Here is a 15,122-nt window from a genome sequence, read left to right as displayed (position 1 = left end):
CCCCCCGAGGAGTTTCCGTGGGCGCACCCACCACCCCGGCCACGACGGGCACGCCGCCCCGTCCGATTCCGGGCGTACACCCTGCCGGCCGTGCGCTGACCCGGCCGCGTCGGCGGCTCGTGGCCGCCGCGGCGGCGCTGGTCGCGCTGACCGCGGTCGGCGCCGGCAGTCTGCTCGACCTGCGCACCCCGGCCCCGAAGCCGGCCGACGCGCCAGCCGACGCGTTCAGCGCCGGCCGCGCGTACGAGGACGTCCAGGTGATCGCCGCCCGGTCGCACGTCGCCGGCAGCCCGGCCAACGAACAGGTCCGCGCGCACCTGGAGCAGCAGTTGCGGGGGCTGGGCCTGGAGACCGAGGTGCAGGACACGGTGGCACCGGAGGCCGGTCAGCTCAGCGGGGCGGCGGGCGGGGCGACAGTGGCCCGGGTCCGAAACGTGGTGGCCCGGCTGCCCGGCACCGACTCGACGGGTCGGGTCTTCCTGGTCTCCCACTACGACTCGGTACAGACCGGGCCGGGTGGCAACGACGACGCGGCCGGCACGTCGACCATCCTGGAGGTGGCCCGCGCGCTGAGCACCGGCCCCCGGCCGCGCAACGACATCGTCTTCGTGCTGACCGACGCCGAGGAGGCGTGCCTCTGCGGCGCCGCTGCGTTCGCCGCCAGCCATCCGCTGGCCGCCGACGGCGGTGTGGTGCTCAACCTGGAGGCGCGGGGCTCCACCGGGCCGGTGATCATGTTTGAGACGTCCCGGAACAACGCGAAGCTGGTGGACATCTTCGGCCGGGCCGCCCCACACCCGGTCGGCACCTCGTTCGCGGTGGAGATCTACCGCGCGCTGCCCAACGACACCGATTTCACCGCCTTCCTCGACCAGAAGTTCGTCGGGCTGAACTCGGCGTACATCGACGGGGGCGCGATCTACCACACGCCGCTGGACACCCCGGCCGCCATGGACCGGGGCAGCCTCCAGCAGCACGGAGACAACGCGTTGGGCCTGGCCCGGGAGTTCGGTGGCACCGACCTGACCGACCTGCGCTCCGGGCACGACGCCACCTACTTCCCCGTCCCCGGCGGGCTGGTCCGCTACCCGGGCTGGCTCACCCTGCCGCTGGCCCTGCTCGCGGTGGCCCTGGTTGCCGCCCTGGGCTGGCTGACCCGCCGGAGCGGCCGGGCCAGCACCGGCCGGCTGGCCGCCGGCTTCGCGCTGGCCCTGGTGCCGATCGTCGCCGCGCCGGTCGCCGCCCAACTGCTCTGGCTGGCCATCACCACGATCCGACCGGGGTACGCGGAGCTGCTCGACCCGTACCGGCCGATCTGGTACCGGCTGGCCGTCCTGGCGCTCGCCACCGCCATCCTGTTCACCTGGTACGCGCTGACCCGCCGCCGGATCGGCCCGGCCGCGCTCGCCGTCGGCGGGCTGGCCTGGCTGGCCCTGCTCGGGGTGCTGCTCGCCGTGGCGGTGCCGGGTGGGGCGTACCTCACCACACTGCCGGCGCTGGCCGGTGCCCTCGGCGGGCTGGTCGCGCTGCGTACCCGGCAGACCGGACCGTGGCCGGTGGTGGCGGTGACGGCCGCCGCGGCCGTGGGTGTGGTCATCCTGCTGCCCACCGTGGTGCTGCTCTTCCCCGCGCTGGGGATGGCCATGGGCGGGGTGGCCGCGCTGGTAGCGGTGCTGCTCGGCCTGGTCGCCCTGCCGGTGGTCGACCTGCTGCACCCGCAGGCCGGCGGCCAGCGTGGTCTGCTCGCGCTGCGGGCCCGGCGGCTCGCGGTGCTGCCGGCCGGCGCCACCGCCGTGGCGGCAGTGGTGCTCGCCGGAGTCGGCCTGGGTGTCGACCGCTTCGACGCCGCCCACCCGGTGCCGACCCACCTGATGTACGCCATGGACGCCGGTACCGGCCAGGCCCGTTGGCTCAGCCACGAGAGCGACCCGCAGCCGTGGACCGACGGTTACGTGGACGGGGTCACCGACGTCGGCGACGACTTCCCCGGGCTCGGGGACGCTGAGTTGCGGGCCGGCCCCGCGCAGGCGGCGAACCTGCCGGCACCGAAGCTTGAGGTGGTGGCCGACGCCACGGCGGGCGGCGAACGCACACTGCGGCTGCGGCTCACCCCGCAGCGGGTCGCCCGGATCGCCACACTGCACGTCGACACGTCGACCGCCACGGTGCTGCGCGCCGAGGTGGCGGGGCGGTCGGTGCCGGTGGAGCCCCGGGACGGCAAGTGGGGCTTCGGGCTGGTGTTCCACGCCCCGCCGGCCGAGGGCATCGAGGTCACGTTGACAGTGCGGCCGATCGCCGGGCAGGTGGCGCTGCGGGCCATGGACGCCAGTGACGGGCTGGACGCGCTGCCCGGCTTCCGCCCCCGGCCGCCGGCTGTCGGCGTCGTCGGATCGCACAGCTCGGAGATGCTGGCGGTGGCTCGCACCTATCCCCTCTGAGGTGAGAAGGGTGGTCCGGCGGGAGCGTTCTTCCGCCGGACCACCCTTCCCGGTCAGCCCACCGGTTCGGGTTGGCCGGAACCGAATCGATGCCAGCGATTGCCGTCGTGGTCGGTGAAGGTGAGGTCCACCAGAACGCTGTCGGCCGGGCGGAGCCGGTGCTCCGCCGCGACGGTGACGAAGAGGTCGTGCACGTCGCGGCCGGGGATCCGCCGGACCTGTTTCGCCGGGGCCAGCCCGACAGGCGGGGCGTCCGGGTCGTCGGGCGGGGCGAGTCGAGCCAGCACTACCACGTCGAGCACCGGGGCGTCGCTCTCGTTGGCCACTGCGACCCGCAGCACCGAGGTGCCGCGAATCTCGGCCACCGCCGAGACCAGCCGAGCCTGGGTGGCCCGGACCCGTAGATCGTCGTTGCGACGGGCGCGGATTTCCCGCCGCAATCCGAGGTAGACGAAGAGCACGCTGGCTATTGAGCCGACCGCGCCGAACCAGTCCGGCACGGAACCCCAGTCGACGACGTCCTGGATTGGTGACCAGTTCATAGGTCCATCGTGGATCCCCGTGTCGAGTGCCGCGCACGGCGGATTGGCCGGAATCAGCAGCGAATTGGGAATTCCGGCACTGATTTTGGTCAGCCGGGCGGCCTAAACGGAGAGTGTGCAACCCGGTACGGGGATGGATACGCTTGCGGTCGACATGGTGCGGGTGGCAATCCCTCCGACTGTCCATCAGATGGACAGGATCTTTCGCCGCCGTCCCATTGTGAATTCGCCACCGAAGGGGGACCGCATTGACTGCGGACGTTCCACCCGAGGATGCCGGCGTGCCTCTGCCTGCCTACGACCGGCCGAGTCGTGTCTCCGTCGACCCACCGCTCGGGCGACTGGACAGCCCGCTGCACGGGCGCGACGACCTGATCGACGAGATCGTCCAGCCGGGGGAAACTGCCGGGGGCCGGCCCTCGGTGCACATCCTGTGCGGCATGGGCGGCTCCGGCAAGAGCCACGTCGCGCTGGAGATCGCCCGCCGGGCCCGGGCTGACGGCCGGACGGTCTGGTGGGTGCAGGCCGGGCGGCTCAACTCCGGGATGCGAGAGGTGGTCAGCCAGTTGGGTGCGTCGGAGACCCAGGTCGACCAGGCGTGGGCCGGGATGATCAGCGCCACCGACCTGGTGTGGCGCTACCTCAACCAGGCCGCGCAACCCTGGTTGTTGATCTTCGACAGTGCGGACGAGCCCGCCAGCCTCGGCCCCACCGACGGAGTGCTCGCCGACGGCACCGGCTGGCTGCGCAGCCCGGAAGCCGACGACGGCATGGTCATCGTGACCAGCCGGGACGGCAACCGGGCCACCTGGGGCACCTGGTCGAGGCTGCACCAGGTGCGTCCACTTGACGCCGACGCCGGCGCGCAGGTGCTGATTGACCGGGCCGGCGTCCAGGCCGGCGGCCTGGCCGACGCCCGGGAGCTCGCCCGCGAGTTGGGCGGGCTGCCCCTCGCCCTGCGCGCCGCCGGTAACTACCTGCGGTCGGTCAACGCCAGCCCGGTCTGGCGCGGCTCGTCCACCATCACCACCTTCGCCGACTACCGGACGGCGGTGCAGCGTCGGTTCCGATCACCGCACGACGCCGCCGACGTGGACCTCGACGAGTCCCTCGGCCTGGAGATCGTCCGCGAGGTCGACGACATCTCACTGGACCTGCTGGCCCGCCGCCAGCTCCAACAGAGCCGGCCACTGCTCAACGTGCTGGCCTGCCTGAGCGTCTCCCCGGTGCCCTACGAGGTGGTGCTCAAGCCGGCCATCCTGGCCGAGTCGCCACTCTTCAAGGGACTCACCAGCCGGCAGCGGGTAAAGGTACTGGAGGGCATCGGCAACCTGGCCCTGGTCGACTTCGACGTCCAGGAGGAGGTCACCGACCCGGCGTTCGCGCACGTGCTCTCGCTGCACCCACTGGTGCACGCGATGTTCCGCGACCGCGACGAGGTGCGTGAGCAGATCGCCGAATACCACGGGCTGGTCATGAAGCTGCTGCTCGCCGCCACCGAGGGGCAGAACCCGGACGACTCCGCAGCCTGGACCAACTGGGACGTGCTGGTGCCGCACCTGGTCGAGGCCGTGCGGGAATACCTCGTGCCGCAGAAACACAAGCACGACCCCGAGACGGTACGCCGCGCGCTGGAGCTGACCCGACTCACCGCCCGCTACCTCATCGCGGTCGGCCTACCCGGCTCGGCCTTCGACATCCTCGACCCGATCGTGCGCGGTTGCGCCGCGTACGACCACGACCTGGACCGACCGCAGGTGCTGGCGCTGCGTCACGAGCTGGGGCGCACCTGGTTGGAGCGCAACCAGCCGGAGATGGCCGACCGGGTGCTCCGTGAGGTGATTGCGGACCGCACCAGGGTGCTGGGCAGCGACGATGCCGACACCCTCGCCAGCCGCCACAAGCTCACCAAGGCGATCATGGCGCAGCGGCAGTGGCCCGAGGCCGAGTTGGAGCTGCGGCAGATCGTCGCCGCCGAGGACCAGGTACGCGGCCCGGAACACTGGGACACCATGATCGTGCGGCACAGCCTGGCGCTGGCGGTGCTGGCCCAGCAAAGGGCGCCCGAGGCCGAGGAGATGCTGCACGCCATCCTGGAGGTCCGCTACCGGTTGTGGCCGCTCAACCAACCGGAGACCTGGCAGGCTCGGCACACGCTGGCCCGCTGCATGCAGGCGCAGGGCCGGCTCGCCGAGGCGGAGGCCGAACTGCGGGCCACCCTGGCCACCGTGGAACCCCGGCACGCCGACCGCAGCGAGGTGCTCGCCATCCGGTCCACCCTGGGCCTGCTGCTGCTGCTCGAGGAGCAGGTCGACGCGGCGATCGAGGTGTACGAGCAGTTGCTGGCCGACCGCCGGCGACTCCTCGGCGACACCCACCTGGACACCCTCCAGGTGGAGCACGCGCTGCGCCGGCTGCGAAACGGCGACTGAACGGTCAGTCCGACGCGGCCGGCGGTGCGGCTGATCAGTGCGGCGCGGCCGGGCCCAGGTCACTCGGGTCGGTGTTGCCACCGCAGATGATCACGGCTACCCGCTCCCCCGGCTGCGGCACGTACGCGCCGCCGACCAGCGCGGCCAGCGCCGCCGCGCCACCCAACTCGGCCGCGACCCGCAGCTCCGACCAGAGCAACCGGCGCGCCCGCACCAGGTCCTCGTCGCGGACCAACACGGACACCACCTCGGTCCGGCGGGCGGTGTCGAAGGCGATCTCACCGATCCGCCGGGCACCCAGCGAATCGGTGGCGATGCCACTCACCTCGATGTCGACCGGCCGGCCCGCCTTCAAGGCCGAATGCAGGGTGGGGATCTGCTCGGGTTCGACCGCCACGACGCGTACCGACCCACCGAACCAACTGGCGATGCCGGACACCAACCCGCCGCCGCCGACCGCCACCAGCACGGTGTCGATCGCGTCCACCTGCCGCTCCAGCTCCCGGCCGACGGTGCCCTGACCGGCCACCACCTCCGGCTGGTCGTACGCGTGCACGACCAGCGCGCCGGTCTCTGCGGCCCGCTGGGTGCTCGCGGCCAGGGCCTCGGCGTAGTGCTGGCCGACCTGGCGCACCTGGGCGCCCAACCCGGCCAACCGCTGCACCTTCACCGGCGAGGCGGTGACCGGCACGAAGACCTCCGCCGGCACCCCCAACGACCGGGCCGCGTACGCGACCGCGAGGCCATGGTTGCCACCCGACGCGGCGATCACCCCGGCCGACGGCAACGCCCCTTGGAGCATCCGGTTGAACGCGCCGCGCGGCTTGAACGAGCCGGTGTGCTGGTGCAGCTCCAACTTGAGGCTGAGCTGCCCGGGCACACCCAGGTCGGCACCGTCGACGGCGATGACCGGGGTTTCCCGGACCCGCCCCTCGACGAGTGCCGCAGCCGCCTCGACGTCGCTTCTGTCCACCATGGGGAAACGCCCTTCACTACGACCAGAGGGCCAGTCGGCCATCGTCGGTGAGCCCGACAAAACATCCTATGGAGATCCGTCGACCATCCGACGCCTGACGCACCGTGTGATAGTGCCGCGGATCGAACAGAAAGCCCTCCCCGAGCGTGGGGCGCAACGTCAACGACTGCGTGCCGGCGGCCACCGCCTCCTCGAAGCCGTACCCGCCGGGGATCCGCAGCGGCTCGTCGTCCGGCTGCCAGCGCCGCCGCCACAGCACGGTCTCACCGCCGGCCGGTGGCACCAGGATGTAGATGTTGAACGCCAACTGGGCCACCACCTCGCCGTCGAGCAGCCGGCCCGCGTACTCCCGTACCGCGTCGTCGAAGTGCACCTGGAGCCCCGCGTTGATCTCGCGGACGACGCCGACGTGCATCTCCCGACCCTGCCGCCGCCCGGGTGCCACATCGGGCCAGGCACCGCGGAACGCGGCCAGGCACAGGTCCCGGGGTGAGTCCGACAGGCCCAGCGTGGACCAGCTCTTCTCGGCCGCGCCGGCCGCGTCCCAGTAGTCCTCGCGGAGTTCACCGGCGGACCGATGATCGTTGATGGCCGGGCCGAACTTGGCGACGACGGGAAAGACCCGGCTCTCGTCGTAGCGGTCCATCGGCGCGTTGGCGAGGGCGGCGGTGATCGCCTGGCAGCGGGCCGCGGAGAGCAACCCCGGCACCCGGACGGCGGCCAGCCGCCCCGCGATGAGCCCGGCGACGTCCGCTCGGGTGATCGATTCTGATTCGACGGCGACGAACAAGGGATCGGTCCTGCTCCAATGCTGCACGGCGGTCCTCCCGTAACGAAGATCCCTCACCGGACTTGTCGCGCCCCCGATCCGCGCACCGTGCAATGTACAAACCGCAGGCAAGGCGAGGTATCCACAGTTCCGGGCAAGTTGGGACGGCCACCGCTACCATCGGCGCAACCGGGGTACGCGACACCGAACCGTACGGCGGAACCTTTCCACCGATCAGGGAATGGTGACGATTCTCGGCGTGACGCATGATGCGACTAGTTCGAACGCTGACAAGGAGTTCGAGATGGCAGGCGCCGGCCCGACGGATCTTGACATGCACGTCGACCGCCTGGAAATGGCGCGTCGAATAGCCCGGGAAATGATCGAGTCCGACCATCAGGCCTTGGAGCTCTCCGTCCGGCAACGCCCACAGTGCTGGTCCCGACGCCCCGCCGGCCACGGCATCCGCGCCGACGCCCTCGCGGGCTGACCCTGGCCCCCTCCGGCGCACCCTTAATGATCAAGTGATGAAAAGTAGGTTGGGAGCGGTCCCCGGACCTACTTTCCAGCACATGATCATGAAAATGTTCAAAGGGCGAGCGCGACGGGTTGGGTTGGCACTCCGTCAGCGATCAATGCGGCCAACGGCGTGGCGAGGTCGCGGGGCGAGAACAGTTCCGGGCCGACGTACTCCCTGATCTCTGAGAGCGACCACCAACGCCAGCCGAGGACGTGCTCGGCGGCGAGTTCCTCATCGCTCATCGAACCGCGGGGCGTGAACGACGCGGTCCGAACGAGGAAGTAGTCGTTCACGACGCCATCGTGGCCGGGCGCGTGCCCGGGGGCGACTATCTCCTGGCGCCAGACCTTTGGTGGGTCGACATCGAGAGCAAGACCGACCTCTTCGCGAAGCTCTCGCCGTAGGGCTGCCAGCGGTGTCTCGCCGTCTTCGAGGCCACCCCCGGGAGTGATCCACACAACGATCGTGCCAGCCGGATCGGGAATGGCGAGTCGTAGCAACAGAACACGGTCGTCCTCATCGACGACGACCGCACGCGCCGATAGCCGCAGATTAACCGTCGACATCAGGACACCCTACGGGTCAACGATCACCGTCGACGCCCGCGAGTCGTGGTGCACCTCCGCACGCTGACCGCTCCTGCGGGTCACCGCGGTCCTCCGCTGTATGTAGCGTGCGGGAATGACAAGGAGCGAACGCCTCGCGGACCAGCTGGACCGGCACTGGCACAAGAACCTGCGTCCGCGGCTGCACGGTCTTGCCGATGAGGAGTACTTCTGGGAGCCGGTGCGTGGCTGCTGGAGCATCCGCCCACGTGGCACGTCGGCCGCACCGATGTCGGCGGGTTCGGGGGAATGGACGATGGACTCCGCGTCCCCTGACCCGGCGCCGGCGCCGGTGACCACGATTGCCTGGCGGCTGGCACACATCATCGTTTCCTGCCTGGGCTATCGGGTCGGATGGCACTTCGGCGGCCAGGACATCGACTCCCAGACATTCGCCTACGCGGGAACCGCCGACGAGGCACTGAAACAGCTCGATGAGATGTATGGGACGTGGAACGCGGGGGTCCGCGAACTCTCGGACGTTGATCTGGAAAATCCACCCACTGTGGGTTCCGAGCGGTTCCCCATGGAGGGCATCGTCCTGCACGTCAACAGGGAGCTGATCCATCACGGCGCCGAGATCTCCCTACTGCGCGACCTCTACCGCTGGCAGGACTCAGCCGTACCGAGATGAATGGATCGGCAAGCGGCACCGAGCCTCGTAGCGTTCCCGGAATGAGCAGGAGTGACGAGCGTGACGTGGTCCGGCGCGGGTACGACGCACTCTCCTACCACTATCGATCGGACGACGCTGACGACGGCCAGTACGCTCCCTGGCTCGCCGGCCGCGATGAGGCCGGGTTCGGCCCGTCGTTCGGAGGGCGATGATCTAGAGAAAGCCGAGCTGACGTGCCGCATCCTGGTGAGCCGAAACGAGTTCAGCAAGCGGGATCGGCTTGCGGGACACCGCCGAGAGATCCTTGCCCTCCCGGGTCCAGGGCGGCGGCCACGCGCTGATCCCCTGATCCACAGCAACGTTGGCCACCTCGGCTTCCCACCCCGGCCAGCGCAAACCCTCATAAAAGCCAGCCAGTGCGCCGGCGAGCATCGCCTCCAGCCAGTCGCCATACCCAAGCTCAAGGTCCTGCCACGCCAGGTCCTCCGGGCCGAAGTAATGCACCGTCGGCCTCACGGCCGGCTCCGCCTGCAACCACGCGAACTGCCCACCCATCACGTCGAAAGCAACGATCAGACGACCAACCCCCTGGGCTATCTCGGCCGCCACATCCGGCAGCCCGTCGTGACCACCGCCTAGCACCCGAAGCCAACCGTGATCGATCACCAGGCCGCCGCTGTTGGCGACCACCGCCCCGAGCCACGACCTGCTCGTGATGTCCAAAGCCGCCAGGCATGCTCCCGCCCGCTGAGGATCGGCCGGCAGAACCTCCACCGGATATGGAGCTGCTGCCACCAGCGCCGAAATCTCAGACCACGCAGACTGTTCCACCCCCTCAGCCTCACAGGAGGATCAACCCATACGACTCTGAGGGCCCCTGGCGGCTAACGGGGATGGCCTGCGCTCATCGGGGACTGCCGGTCACCTCGTCCGCAAGGTTGAAGGTGACACCGCATACGGGACAGGTCATCCGACCAAACAAGTAGGTGAGTGAGGTCGCAACCGACTCATGGCCCACCCGCAACGCCTCGGCGTGCAGACGCGTGGCCAACTGCGCGGAAAGCCCGGGCTCGATCGAGGAATCGCCTGACTGTAGGTCGACGAGCAGGTCCTCAGCGCACGCCGGACACTGCACATCGACCTCTCCGTCGTTGATGCGATCGAGCTCCTTGCCCCAGACCTCGTCACCGTCGAAGCCGAGTACGGCTTGCTGCAGGTACACGAACATCGTGTCGCTGGACCCGCCGGATGCCAGGCACTCAAGGGTCAGCGCACGCAATGTGGCGATGTCACCGGCGTACAAGCCGCGACTCTTGTCGTCGGCGTCCACGGCGATGAACCCGGCGAGTACGACGCCGCGCTCTCGGTCTTGAGGACTGAAGTTGGCGCAGGTCCGGGCCGACCAGGGCAGCAGAACGGCGCTTGCGGGATCGCAGGTGCCCTGGTGACACGACTCCTGCCAGATGAGATCCCACGCCGGGGAAGCGGGATCGTCTGCGGCGGCGTCCAGGGCCTCCTGAAGGCCTCTCACCTACGTGGCCTCCCACAACGCTCGATTTGCTGATCTCGGCCTATGAGTACTTCCAGGGCCAGCCGCCGCTATTTCCAGCGGAAGTGGACGAAGAGGCGGCCGAAATTCTTCGAGTCCTTCTCCACGCGGTGGTAGAGCTGCTTGACGTCCTTCTGGTCGAGGAACCGCAGCACCCGCTTCTTGAGCTGGCCGGACCCCTTGCCGGGGATGATCTCGACGAGGGTGGCCTTCTTCGCCACCGCCTCGTCCATGATCCCGCGCAACGCCCGGTCGATGTCCTGGCCCTTGTTGAAGATCTCGTGCAGGTCCAGCTTGAGCTTCATGCCGCAGCCCCCGGCCGGTCAGGTCCCATGTCCGCCATCCTAGGCATGTCCGGCAGGTCGCCCGCCAGACGACGAAGGGGCGGCCCCGAAGGGCCGCCCCGCACACGTCACCGGGTCAGGCTCAGCGCCTGCCGCCGAGGCGGGTCTCCACCCGCTCCAGCGCGGTCCGGTAGTCGTCGTTGGCCGCGTACATCGCGGCGGCGATCCGCAGGTGCCGCAGCGCGTCGGTGTGTCGGTTCAGCCGCTCCAGGGTCCGACCGAGCACGTGGTGCGCGTAGTGGTCGCTCGGGTCCCGCTCGACCAGCTCGCGCAGATGCTCCTCGGCCCGGTTGAGCTGGGCCGACTGGAAGTACGCCCGGGCCAGCAGTTGCCGGACCGCCGCGTTGCCGGGCTCGGCGTCGATGATCGGCTCCAGCAGTCGGGCTGCCCCACTGGGGTCACCGGTTTCGAAGAACATGGTCGCCCGCCGGTAGTCCGCCAGAAGATCCATCTGCCACCTCCTCGGGTCGCACCGTCACCTGTTCCGACGCTGGCACAACACCGGAAGTTTGGCGACTGTTCCCGGGGTCGAGATCAGGTCACTTCCGGCCGCCGAAGGCCGCTGAAAGGCGTCGAACGGTCAGGTGCGGGCGTTCCGGCGTCCGGCGGAAAGTTCCCAGGCGCGGACACCGCCGACGATTCCGGCGGTGTTCGGCACCACCACCACGTCGTCGCCCATCCGGGCCAGTTGCTCGGGCCGGATCAGTCGGGAGTTGCCCCCACCCAGGTAGAGCCGGTCCCAGCGGAACACCGGGCGAAGCCCGTCCACCACCTGCCGGATCCGGCGGGACCAGAAGGCGTCGCCGAGCCGCCGCCGTTCCGGCTCGCCGACGTACGTGTCGTAGGTGGTGCCCCAGCGCACCGGCGCGTGCGACAACTCCAGGTGCGGTGCGAGCACCCCGCCGTCGAAGAGCGCGCTGCCCAGCCCCGTCCCCAGGGTCAGCACCAGCTCGCAGCCGGTGCCGGCGACGACGCCGGCCCCGTGCACCTCGGCGTCGTTGAGCACCAGCGCCGGCACCCCGAACGCGTCGGCGAGCGCGCCGCGCGCGTCCCAGCCGGACCACTCGGCGAGCAGGTCGGGATCGACCCGACTGCGGGGGCCGCTGCGGGTCACGTAGTGCGGGGTGCTCACTACCACTCCGTGCCGGATCATCCCGGGTACGCCGACCGTGAGCCGGTCCGCCGTTGGCAGGCGCCCGCCGAGATCCAGCAGGGTCCGGACAAACAGCGCGGGCGGCAACGGGTACGGGGTGGGCACCCGCAACGGCCGGGCCCGCATCGTTCCCGCCTCGTCGAGCACGGACGCCTTGATGCCCCCGCCGCCACAGTCGATCGCCAGTGTGGTCACCACGTCGTTGAGTCTGCCCGCTGCCGGCCGGTCGTATGCGGGCGGCCGGATAGGCTGCCGTCCTGATGAGCGCCACGATGATCGTCAAGGACCTGGCCGCCGGACACGGCGACCGCCCGCTCTTCGCCGGATTGGACCTGGTGGTCGCCCCCGGCGACGTGGTCGGGCTGGTCGGGCCGAACGGGGCCGGCAAGTCGACGCTGCTGCGTACCCTCGCCGGGTTGTTGCCGGTCGAGGCCGGCAGCGTGCGGCTCAGCCCGCCCACCGCGAGCGTCGGACACCTGCCGCAGGAGCCGGAGCGGCGGCCGGGCGAGACGGTACGGGACTTCCTGGCCCGCAGGACCGGGGTGACCGCCGCGCAGGCGGCGTTGGACGTGGCGACCGAGGCGCTGACCGCCGGTGCGGCGGGCGCCGACGACGCGTACGGCGACGCGCTGGAGCGCTGGCTCGCCCTCGGCGGCGCGGACCTCGACGAGCGCGCCGAGCAGGTGAGCGCCGACCTGGGGCTCGCGGTCGACCTGGACCACCCGACGACCGGGCTCTCCGGCGGTCAGGCGGCCCGGGCCGGGCTCGCGTCGCTGCTGCTCAGCCGGTACGACGTGTTCCTGCTCGACGAGCCGACCAACGACCTGGACCTAACCGGGTTGGAGCGGCTGGAGGAGTTCGTCACCGGGCTGCGGGCCGGCACGGTGCTGGTCAGCCACGACCGGGAGTTCCTCACCCGAACGGTGACCCGGGTGCTGGAGCTGGACCTGCCGCAGCAGCAGGTCAATCACTTCGGCGGCGGGTACGCGGCCTACCTGGAGGAGCGCGACGTGGCCCGCCGGCACGCCCGCGCGGACTTCGAGGAGTACGCCGACACCAAGGCCGGACTGGAGGCTCGGGCACGCACCCAGCGTGGATGGATGGAGAAGGGCGTGCGCAACGCCCGCCGCAAGGCCACCGACAACGACAAGATCGGCCGCAAGTTCCGCAGCGAGTCGAGCGAGAAGCAGGCCGCCAAGGCCAAGCAGACCGAACGGCTGATCGAACGGCTCGACGTGGTCGAGGAGCCCCGCAAGGAGTGGGAGCTGCGGATGGAGATCGCCGCCGCGCCCCGCGCCGGTGCCGTCGTGGCCACGCTGCGTGGAGCCGTGGTACGCCGTGGTGGCTTCACCCTCGGCCCGGTCGACCTCCAGATCGACTGGGCGGACCGGGTCGCGGTGACCGGGGCGAACGGCTCGGGTAAGTCCACCCTGTTGGCCGCGCTGCTGGGCCGGCTGCCGCTGGACGCCGGCACCGCCTCGCTCGGGCCCGGCGTGGTGGTCGGCGAGGTGGACCAGGCCCGCGGGCTGTTCCTCGGCGACGTACCGCTGATCGACGCGTTCGAGGCGGCCGTACCCCACCTGTCGCCGGCGGACGCGCGGACCCTGCTGGCCAAGTTCGGACTGCGGGCGGCGCACGTGCCCCGACCGGCGGCCACCCTCTCCCCCGGTGAGCGGACCCGGGCCGCGCTGGCCCTGCTCCAGGGCCGTGGGGTCAATCTGCTGGTGCTGGACGAGCCCACCAACCACCTGGACCTGCCCGCCATCGAGCAGCTCGAATCGGCACTGGCCAGCTATCCCGGAACGCTGCTGCTGGTCACCCACGACCGGCGGATGCTGGCCGCCATCGAGACCAACCGGCGACTGCGGGTCGACGCCGGGCGGATCGCCGAGGATTGATCCGTGCCCGCGGGTCGGCGCGGGGTGAGAATGACGCCATGCTCAAGTGGGAGTACGCCCTGCTGGTCCGCCGCCGCCAGGCCGCGACCAACGACCTCGGCTGGGAGGTCGTCTTCGTCTGGTACGGCCCGGACGGCTCGATGGTCGACGTGACGCCGTACGGCGACACCTCGCTGGCCCACCTGAACCGGGCCGGTGACCAGGGCTGGGAGTTGGTCGCGATGAGCGAGGACCCGTCCCTGCCCGGCAACCACGAACTGCACCGCTACCACCTCAAGCGGCCGAAGCCCGCCGACCCGCCACCCCGTCAGCGGATGCGCGGTGGCCGCCGTACCCTCTCGGGCTGACCCGACCCGATCCGGCGCGGTGCCGCGACGACGAGGCTGGCGGCCGTTCGCGGCTCGGCCCGTGCCGGCGGTGTTCCCTTCGAGCGTGATGCCACACAGTCATCTTGATGCCTGTGTGGCATCACGGCGATTGCGATCCTGCCTCGCATCCTGCGACACGCCCATGGCCCGCCGCGCCGGAGCAGGCGACGAGGCGGACGAGCGGGGCATACCGGGCGCGATTACGGGTATCGCGCGGCGGGAGGTGGCCCGAATGGTCGCTTTGACACAGACTCCGCCCTCGGCCGACCGGCTGCGGGCGATCGACGATTTCCTCGCGCAGGCGTGGGCGGACCAGGTCCGCCACGATGATCGGTTGCGGGACCTGGCGGTCGAGGTGCGGTTCGACCGGGGGGTGGCCCATCTGCGCGGCGACGTGGCCGATCCCGCCCAGCTACGGCTGGTGCGGGACCTGGTGGGGCGGCTGGCCGGGGTCTACGGCGTCTGGTGCCGGGTCGGCATCGGCGGGCGGGCGCCCGTGGTGGTGGACCTCGGTTGTGGGCCGACCAAGCAGTGGTCGAGCAACCTGGGGCTGGACATCTACCCGGCGCCCGGCGTGAACGCCGTGGCGGACCTCTCCGGCTCGCTGCCGCTCGCCGACAACTCGGTGGACGTCCTCTTCGCGGTGCACATCCTGGAGCACCTGATCGACTTCCTGCCACTGGTCGACGAGTGTCATCGGGTGCTCCGCCCCGGTGGGGTGCTGCACGTGATGAGCCCCTGGTGGGGGCATGTGAACGCGGTGGCCGACCCGACCCACGTCCGGCTGATGGACGTGCAGACGTTCAAGGGGATCTGCCAGCTGCGGCCACCGGGCACGCCGCGTTGGTACCCACTGCACGCGGGCTGCGACGGCGCCTCGATCTTCGCCGACCTGACGCCCCTCCCCCCGGA

Annotated in this window: 17 protein-coding genes; 8 read left to right on the top strand and 9 right to left on the bottom strand. The window is 70.7% G+C overall.

Translation table 11 applies throughout. The features are described from left to right. Positions 1 to 65: 65 nt before the first annotated feature. Positions 66 to 2,438, top strand: coding sequence for a M28 family peptidase (locus DLJ58_RS27080; RefSeq protein WP_124860504.1), 2,373 nt, complete (start codon positions 66 to 68; stop codon positions 2,436 to 2,438). 53 nt (positions 2,439 to 2,491) lie between these two features. Here DLJ58_RS27080 and DLJ58_RS27075 read toward each other — a convergent pair whose 3' ends face one another. Continuing rightward, on the bottom strand, positions 2,492 to 2,980 hold the full coding sequence (locus tag DLJ58_RS27075; protein WP_124860502.1) for a hypothetical protein: 489 nt from the start codon (positions 2,978 to 2,980) through the stop codon (positions 2,492 to 2,494). A gap of 281 nt (positions 2,981 to 3,261) precedes the next feature. On the opposite strand from DLJ58_RS27075, the gene DLJ58_RS27070 reads away from it, so the two are divergent. Continuing rightward, positions 3,262 to 5,412: a tetratricopeptide repeat protein gene (locus tag DLJ58_RS27070; protein ID WP_124860500.1), complete on the top strand. Its 2,151-nt coding sequence runs from the start codon at positions 3,262 to 3,264 to the stop codon at positions 5,410 to 5,412. A 34-nt stretch (positions 5,413 to 5,446) separates the two neighbouring features. Here DLJ58_RS27070 and DLJ58_RS27065 read toward each other — a convergent pair whose 3' ends face one another. Both DLJ58_RS27065 and DLJ58_RS27060 read right to left on the bottom strand, forming a co-directional pair. Next, entirely contained in the window at positions 5,447 to 6,388 is a 942-nt protein-coding gene (locus DLJ58_RS27065) for a threonine/serine dehydratase (protein ID WP_124860498.1), read from the bottom strand. 16 nt (positions 6,389 to 6,404) lie between these two features. Next, positions 6,405 to 7,178, bottom strand: coding sequence for a 2OG-Fe(II)-dependent halogenase WelO5 family protein (locus tag DLJ58_RS27060; protein WP_158629632.1), 774 nt, complete (start codon positions 7,176 to 7,178; stop codon positions 6,405 to 6,407). A gap of 220 nt (positions 7,179 to 7,398) precedes the next feature. On the opposite strand from DLJ58_RS27060, the gene DLJ58_RS27055 reads away from it, so the two are divergent. After that, positions 7,399 to 7,647, top strand: coding sequence for a hypothetical protein (locus DLJ58_RS27055; protein WP_124860494.1), 249 nt, complete (start codon positions 7,399 to 7,401; stop codon positions 7,645 to 7,647). Between the two features lie 98 nt (positions 7,648 to 7,745). Here DLJ58_RS27055 and DLJ58_RS27050 read toward each other — a convergent pair whose 3' ends face one another. Continuing rightward, complete coding sequence (locus DLJ58_RS27050; protein ID WP_124860492.1) at positions 7,746 to 8,243, bottom strand: NUDIX hydrolase; 498 nt, start codon at positions 8,241 to 8,243, stop codon at positions 7,746 to 7,748. 115 nt (positions 8,244 to 8,358) lie between these two features. Between DLJ58_RS27050 and DLJ58_RS27045 the strand changes: the two genes are divergently transcribed. Beyond that, positions 8,359 to 8,916 (top strand): DinB family protein, encoded by a 558-nt coding sequence (locus DLJ58_RS27045; RefSeq protein WP_124860490.1) that lies wholly within the window; start codon positions 8,359 to 8,361, stop codon positions 8,914 to 8,916. A 41-nt stretch (positions 8,917 to 8,957) separates the two neighbouring features. Further along, the gene (locus tag DLJ58_RS33900) at positions 8,958 to 9,110 is read left to right on the top strand and encodes a hypothetical protein (protein WP_158629631.1); all 153 of its coding nucleotides are present in this window, start codon (positions 8,958 to 8,960) and stop codon (positions 9,108 to 9,110) included. A gap of 1 nt (position 9,111) precedes the next feature. Here DLJ58_RS33900 and DLJ58_RS27040 read toward each other — a convergent pair whose 3' ends face one another. From DLJ58_RS27040 to DLJ58_RS27020, 5 genes are all read right to left on the bottom strand, one after another. Then, positions 9,112 to 9,729, bottom strand: coding sequence for a DUF2625 family protein (locus DLJ58_RS27040; RefSeq protein ID WP_124860488.1), 618 nt, complete (start codon positions 9,727 to 9,729; stop codon positions 9,112 to 9,114). Positions 9,730 to 9,802: 73 nt separating this feature from the next. After that, on the bottom strand, positions 9,803 to 10,429 hold the full coding sequence (locus DLJ58_RS27035; protein ID WP_124860486.1) for a hypothetical protein: 627 nt from the start codon (positions 10,427 to 10,429) through the stop codon (positions 9,803 to 9,805). Between the two features lie 68 nt (positions 10,430 to 10,497). Then, the gene (locus DLJ58_RS27030; RefSeq protein WP_007465523.1) at positions 10,498 to 10,752 is read right to left on the bottom strand and encodes a Smr/MutS family protein; all 255 of its coding nucleotides are present in this window, start codon (positions 10,750 to 10,752) and stop codon (positions 10,498 to 10,500) included. 121 nt (positions 10,753 to 10,873) lie between these two features. Beyond that, positions 10,874 to 11,242 carry a tetratricopeptide repeat protein gene (locus tag DLJ58_RS27025; RefSeq protein WP_112584722.1) on the bottom strand — a complete coding sequence of 123 codons (369 nt, stop codon included), beginning with the start codon at positions 11,240 to 11,242 and terminating at the stop codon, positions 10,874 to 10,876. Between the two features lie 129 nt (positions 11,243 to 11,371). Beyond that, a complete protein-coding gene (locus DLJ58_RS27020; RefSeq protein ID WP_124860484.1) occupies positions 11,372 to 12,142 on the bottom strand; it encodes an ROK family protein in 771 nt (256 codons plus the stop codon). 62 nt (positions 12,143 to 12,204) lie between these two features. On the opposite strand from DLJ58_RS27020, the gene DLJ58_RS27015 reads away from it, so the two are divergent. The 3 genes from DLJ58_RS27015 to DLJ58_RS27005 all read left to right on the top strand — a co-directional run. Continuing rightward, positions 12,205 to 13,842: an ABC-F family ATP-binding cassette domain-containing protein gene (locus DLJ58_RS27015; RefSeq protein WP_124860482.1), complete on the top strand. Its 1,638-nt coding sequence runs from the start codon at positions 12,205 to 12,207 to the stop codon at positions 13,840 to 13,842. A gap of 38 nt (positions 13,843 to 13,880) precedes the next feature. Continuing rightward, positions 13,881 to 14,189 carry a hypothetical protein gene (locus tag DLJ58_RS27010; RefSeq protein WP_124822832.1) on the top strand — a complete coding sequence of 103 codons (309 nt, stop codon included), beginning with the start codon at positions 13,881 to 13,883 and terminating at the stop codon, positions 14,187 to 14,189. A 253-nt stretch (positions 14,190 to 14,442) separates the two neighbouring features. Further along, on the top strand, positions 14,443 to 15,122 hold a 680-nt coding region (locus DLJ58_RS27005; protein ID WP_124860480.1), incomplete at its 3' end, for a methyltransferase domain-containing protein.

Source organism: Micromonospora arida, from assembly GCF_003857035.1.
Taxonomy (GTDB): domain Bacteria; phylum Actinomycetota; class Actinomycetes; order Mycobacteriales; family Micromonosporaceae; genus Micromonospora; species Micromonospora arida.
The sequence above is the reverse complement of the archived record's forward strand: the minus strand, read 5'-3'. Positions and strand labels throughout refer to the sequence as shown.

Excerpts from the sequence above, each read along its gene's own strand:
- DLJ58_RS27075 (WP_124860502.1), bottom strand. The coding sequence starts at position 2,980 with ATGAACTGGTCACCAATCCAGGACGTCGTCGACTGGGGTTCCGTGCCG.
- DLJ58_RS27065 (WP_124860498.1), bottom strand. The coding sequence starts at position 6,388 with ATGGTGGACAGAAGCGACGTCGAGGCGGCTGCGGCACTCGTCGAGGGG.
- DLJ58_RS27055 (WP_124860494.1), top strand. The coding sequence starts at position 7,399 with ATGGTGACGATTCTCGGCGTGACGCATGATGCGACTAGTTCGAACGCT.
- DLJ58_RS27050 (WP_124860492.1), bottom strand. The coding sequence starts at position 8,243 with ATGTCGACGGTTAATCTGCGGCTATCGGCGCGTGCGGTCGTCGTCGAT.
- DLJ58_RS27045 (WP_124860490.1), top strand. The coding sequence starts at position 8,359 with ATGACAAGGAGCGAACGCCTCGCGGACCAGCTGGACCGGCACTGGCAC.
- DLJ58_RS33900 (WP_158629631.1), top strand. The coding sequence starts at position 8,958 with ATGAGCAGGAGTGACGAGCGTGACGTGGTCCGGCGCGGGTACGACGCA.
- DLJ58_RS27030 (WP_007465523.1), bottom strand. The coding sequence starts at position 10,752 with ATGAAGCTCAAGCTGGACCTGCACGAGATCTTCAACAAGGGCCAGGAC.
- DLJ58_RS27025 (WP_112584722.1), bottom strand. The coding sequence starts at position 11,242 with ATGGATCTTCTGGCGGACTACCGGCGGGCGACCATGTTCTTCGAAACC.
- DLJ58_RS27015 (WP_124860482.1), top strand. The coding sequence starts at position 12,205 with ATGAGCGCCACGATGATCGTCAAGGACCTGGCCGCCGGACACGGCGAC.
- DLJ58_RS27010 (WP_124822832.1), top strand. The coding sequence starts at position 13,881 with ATGCTCAAGTGGGAGTACGCCCTGCTGGTCCGCCGCCGCCAGGCCGCG.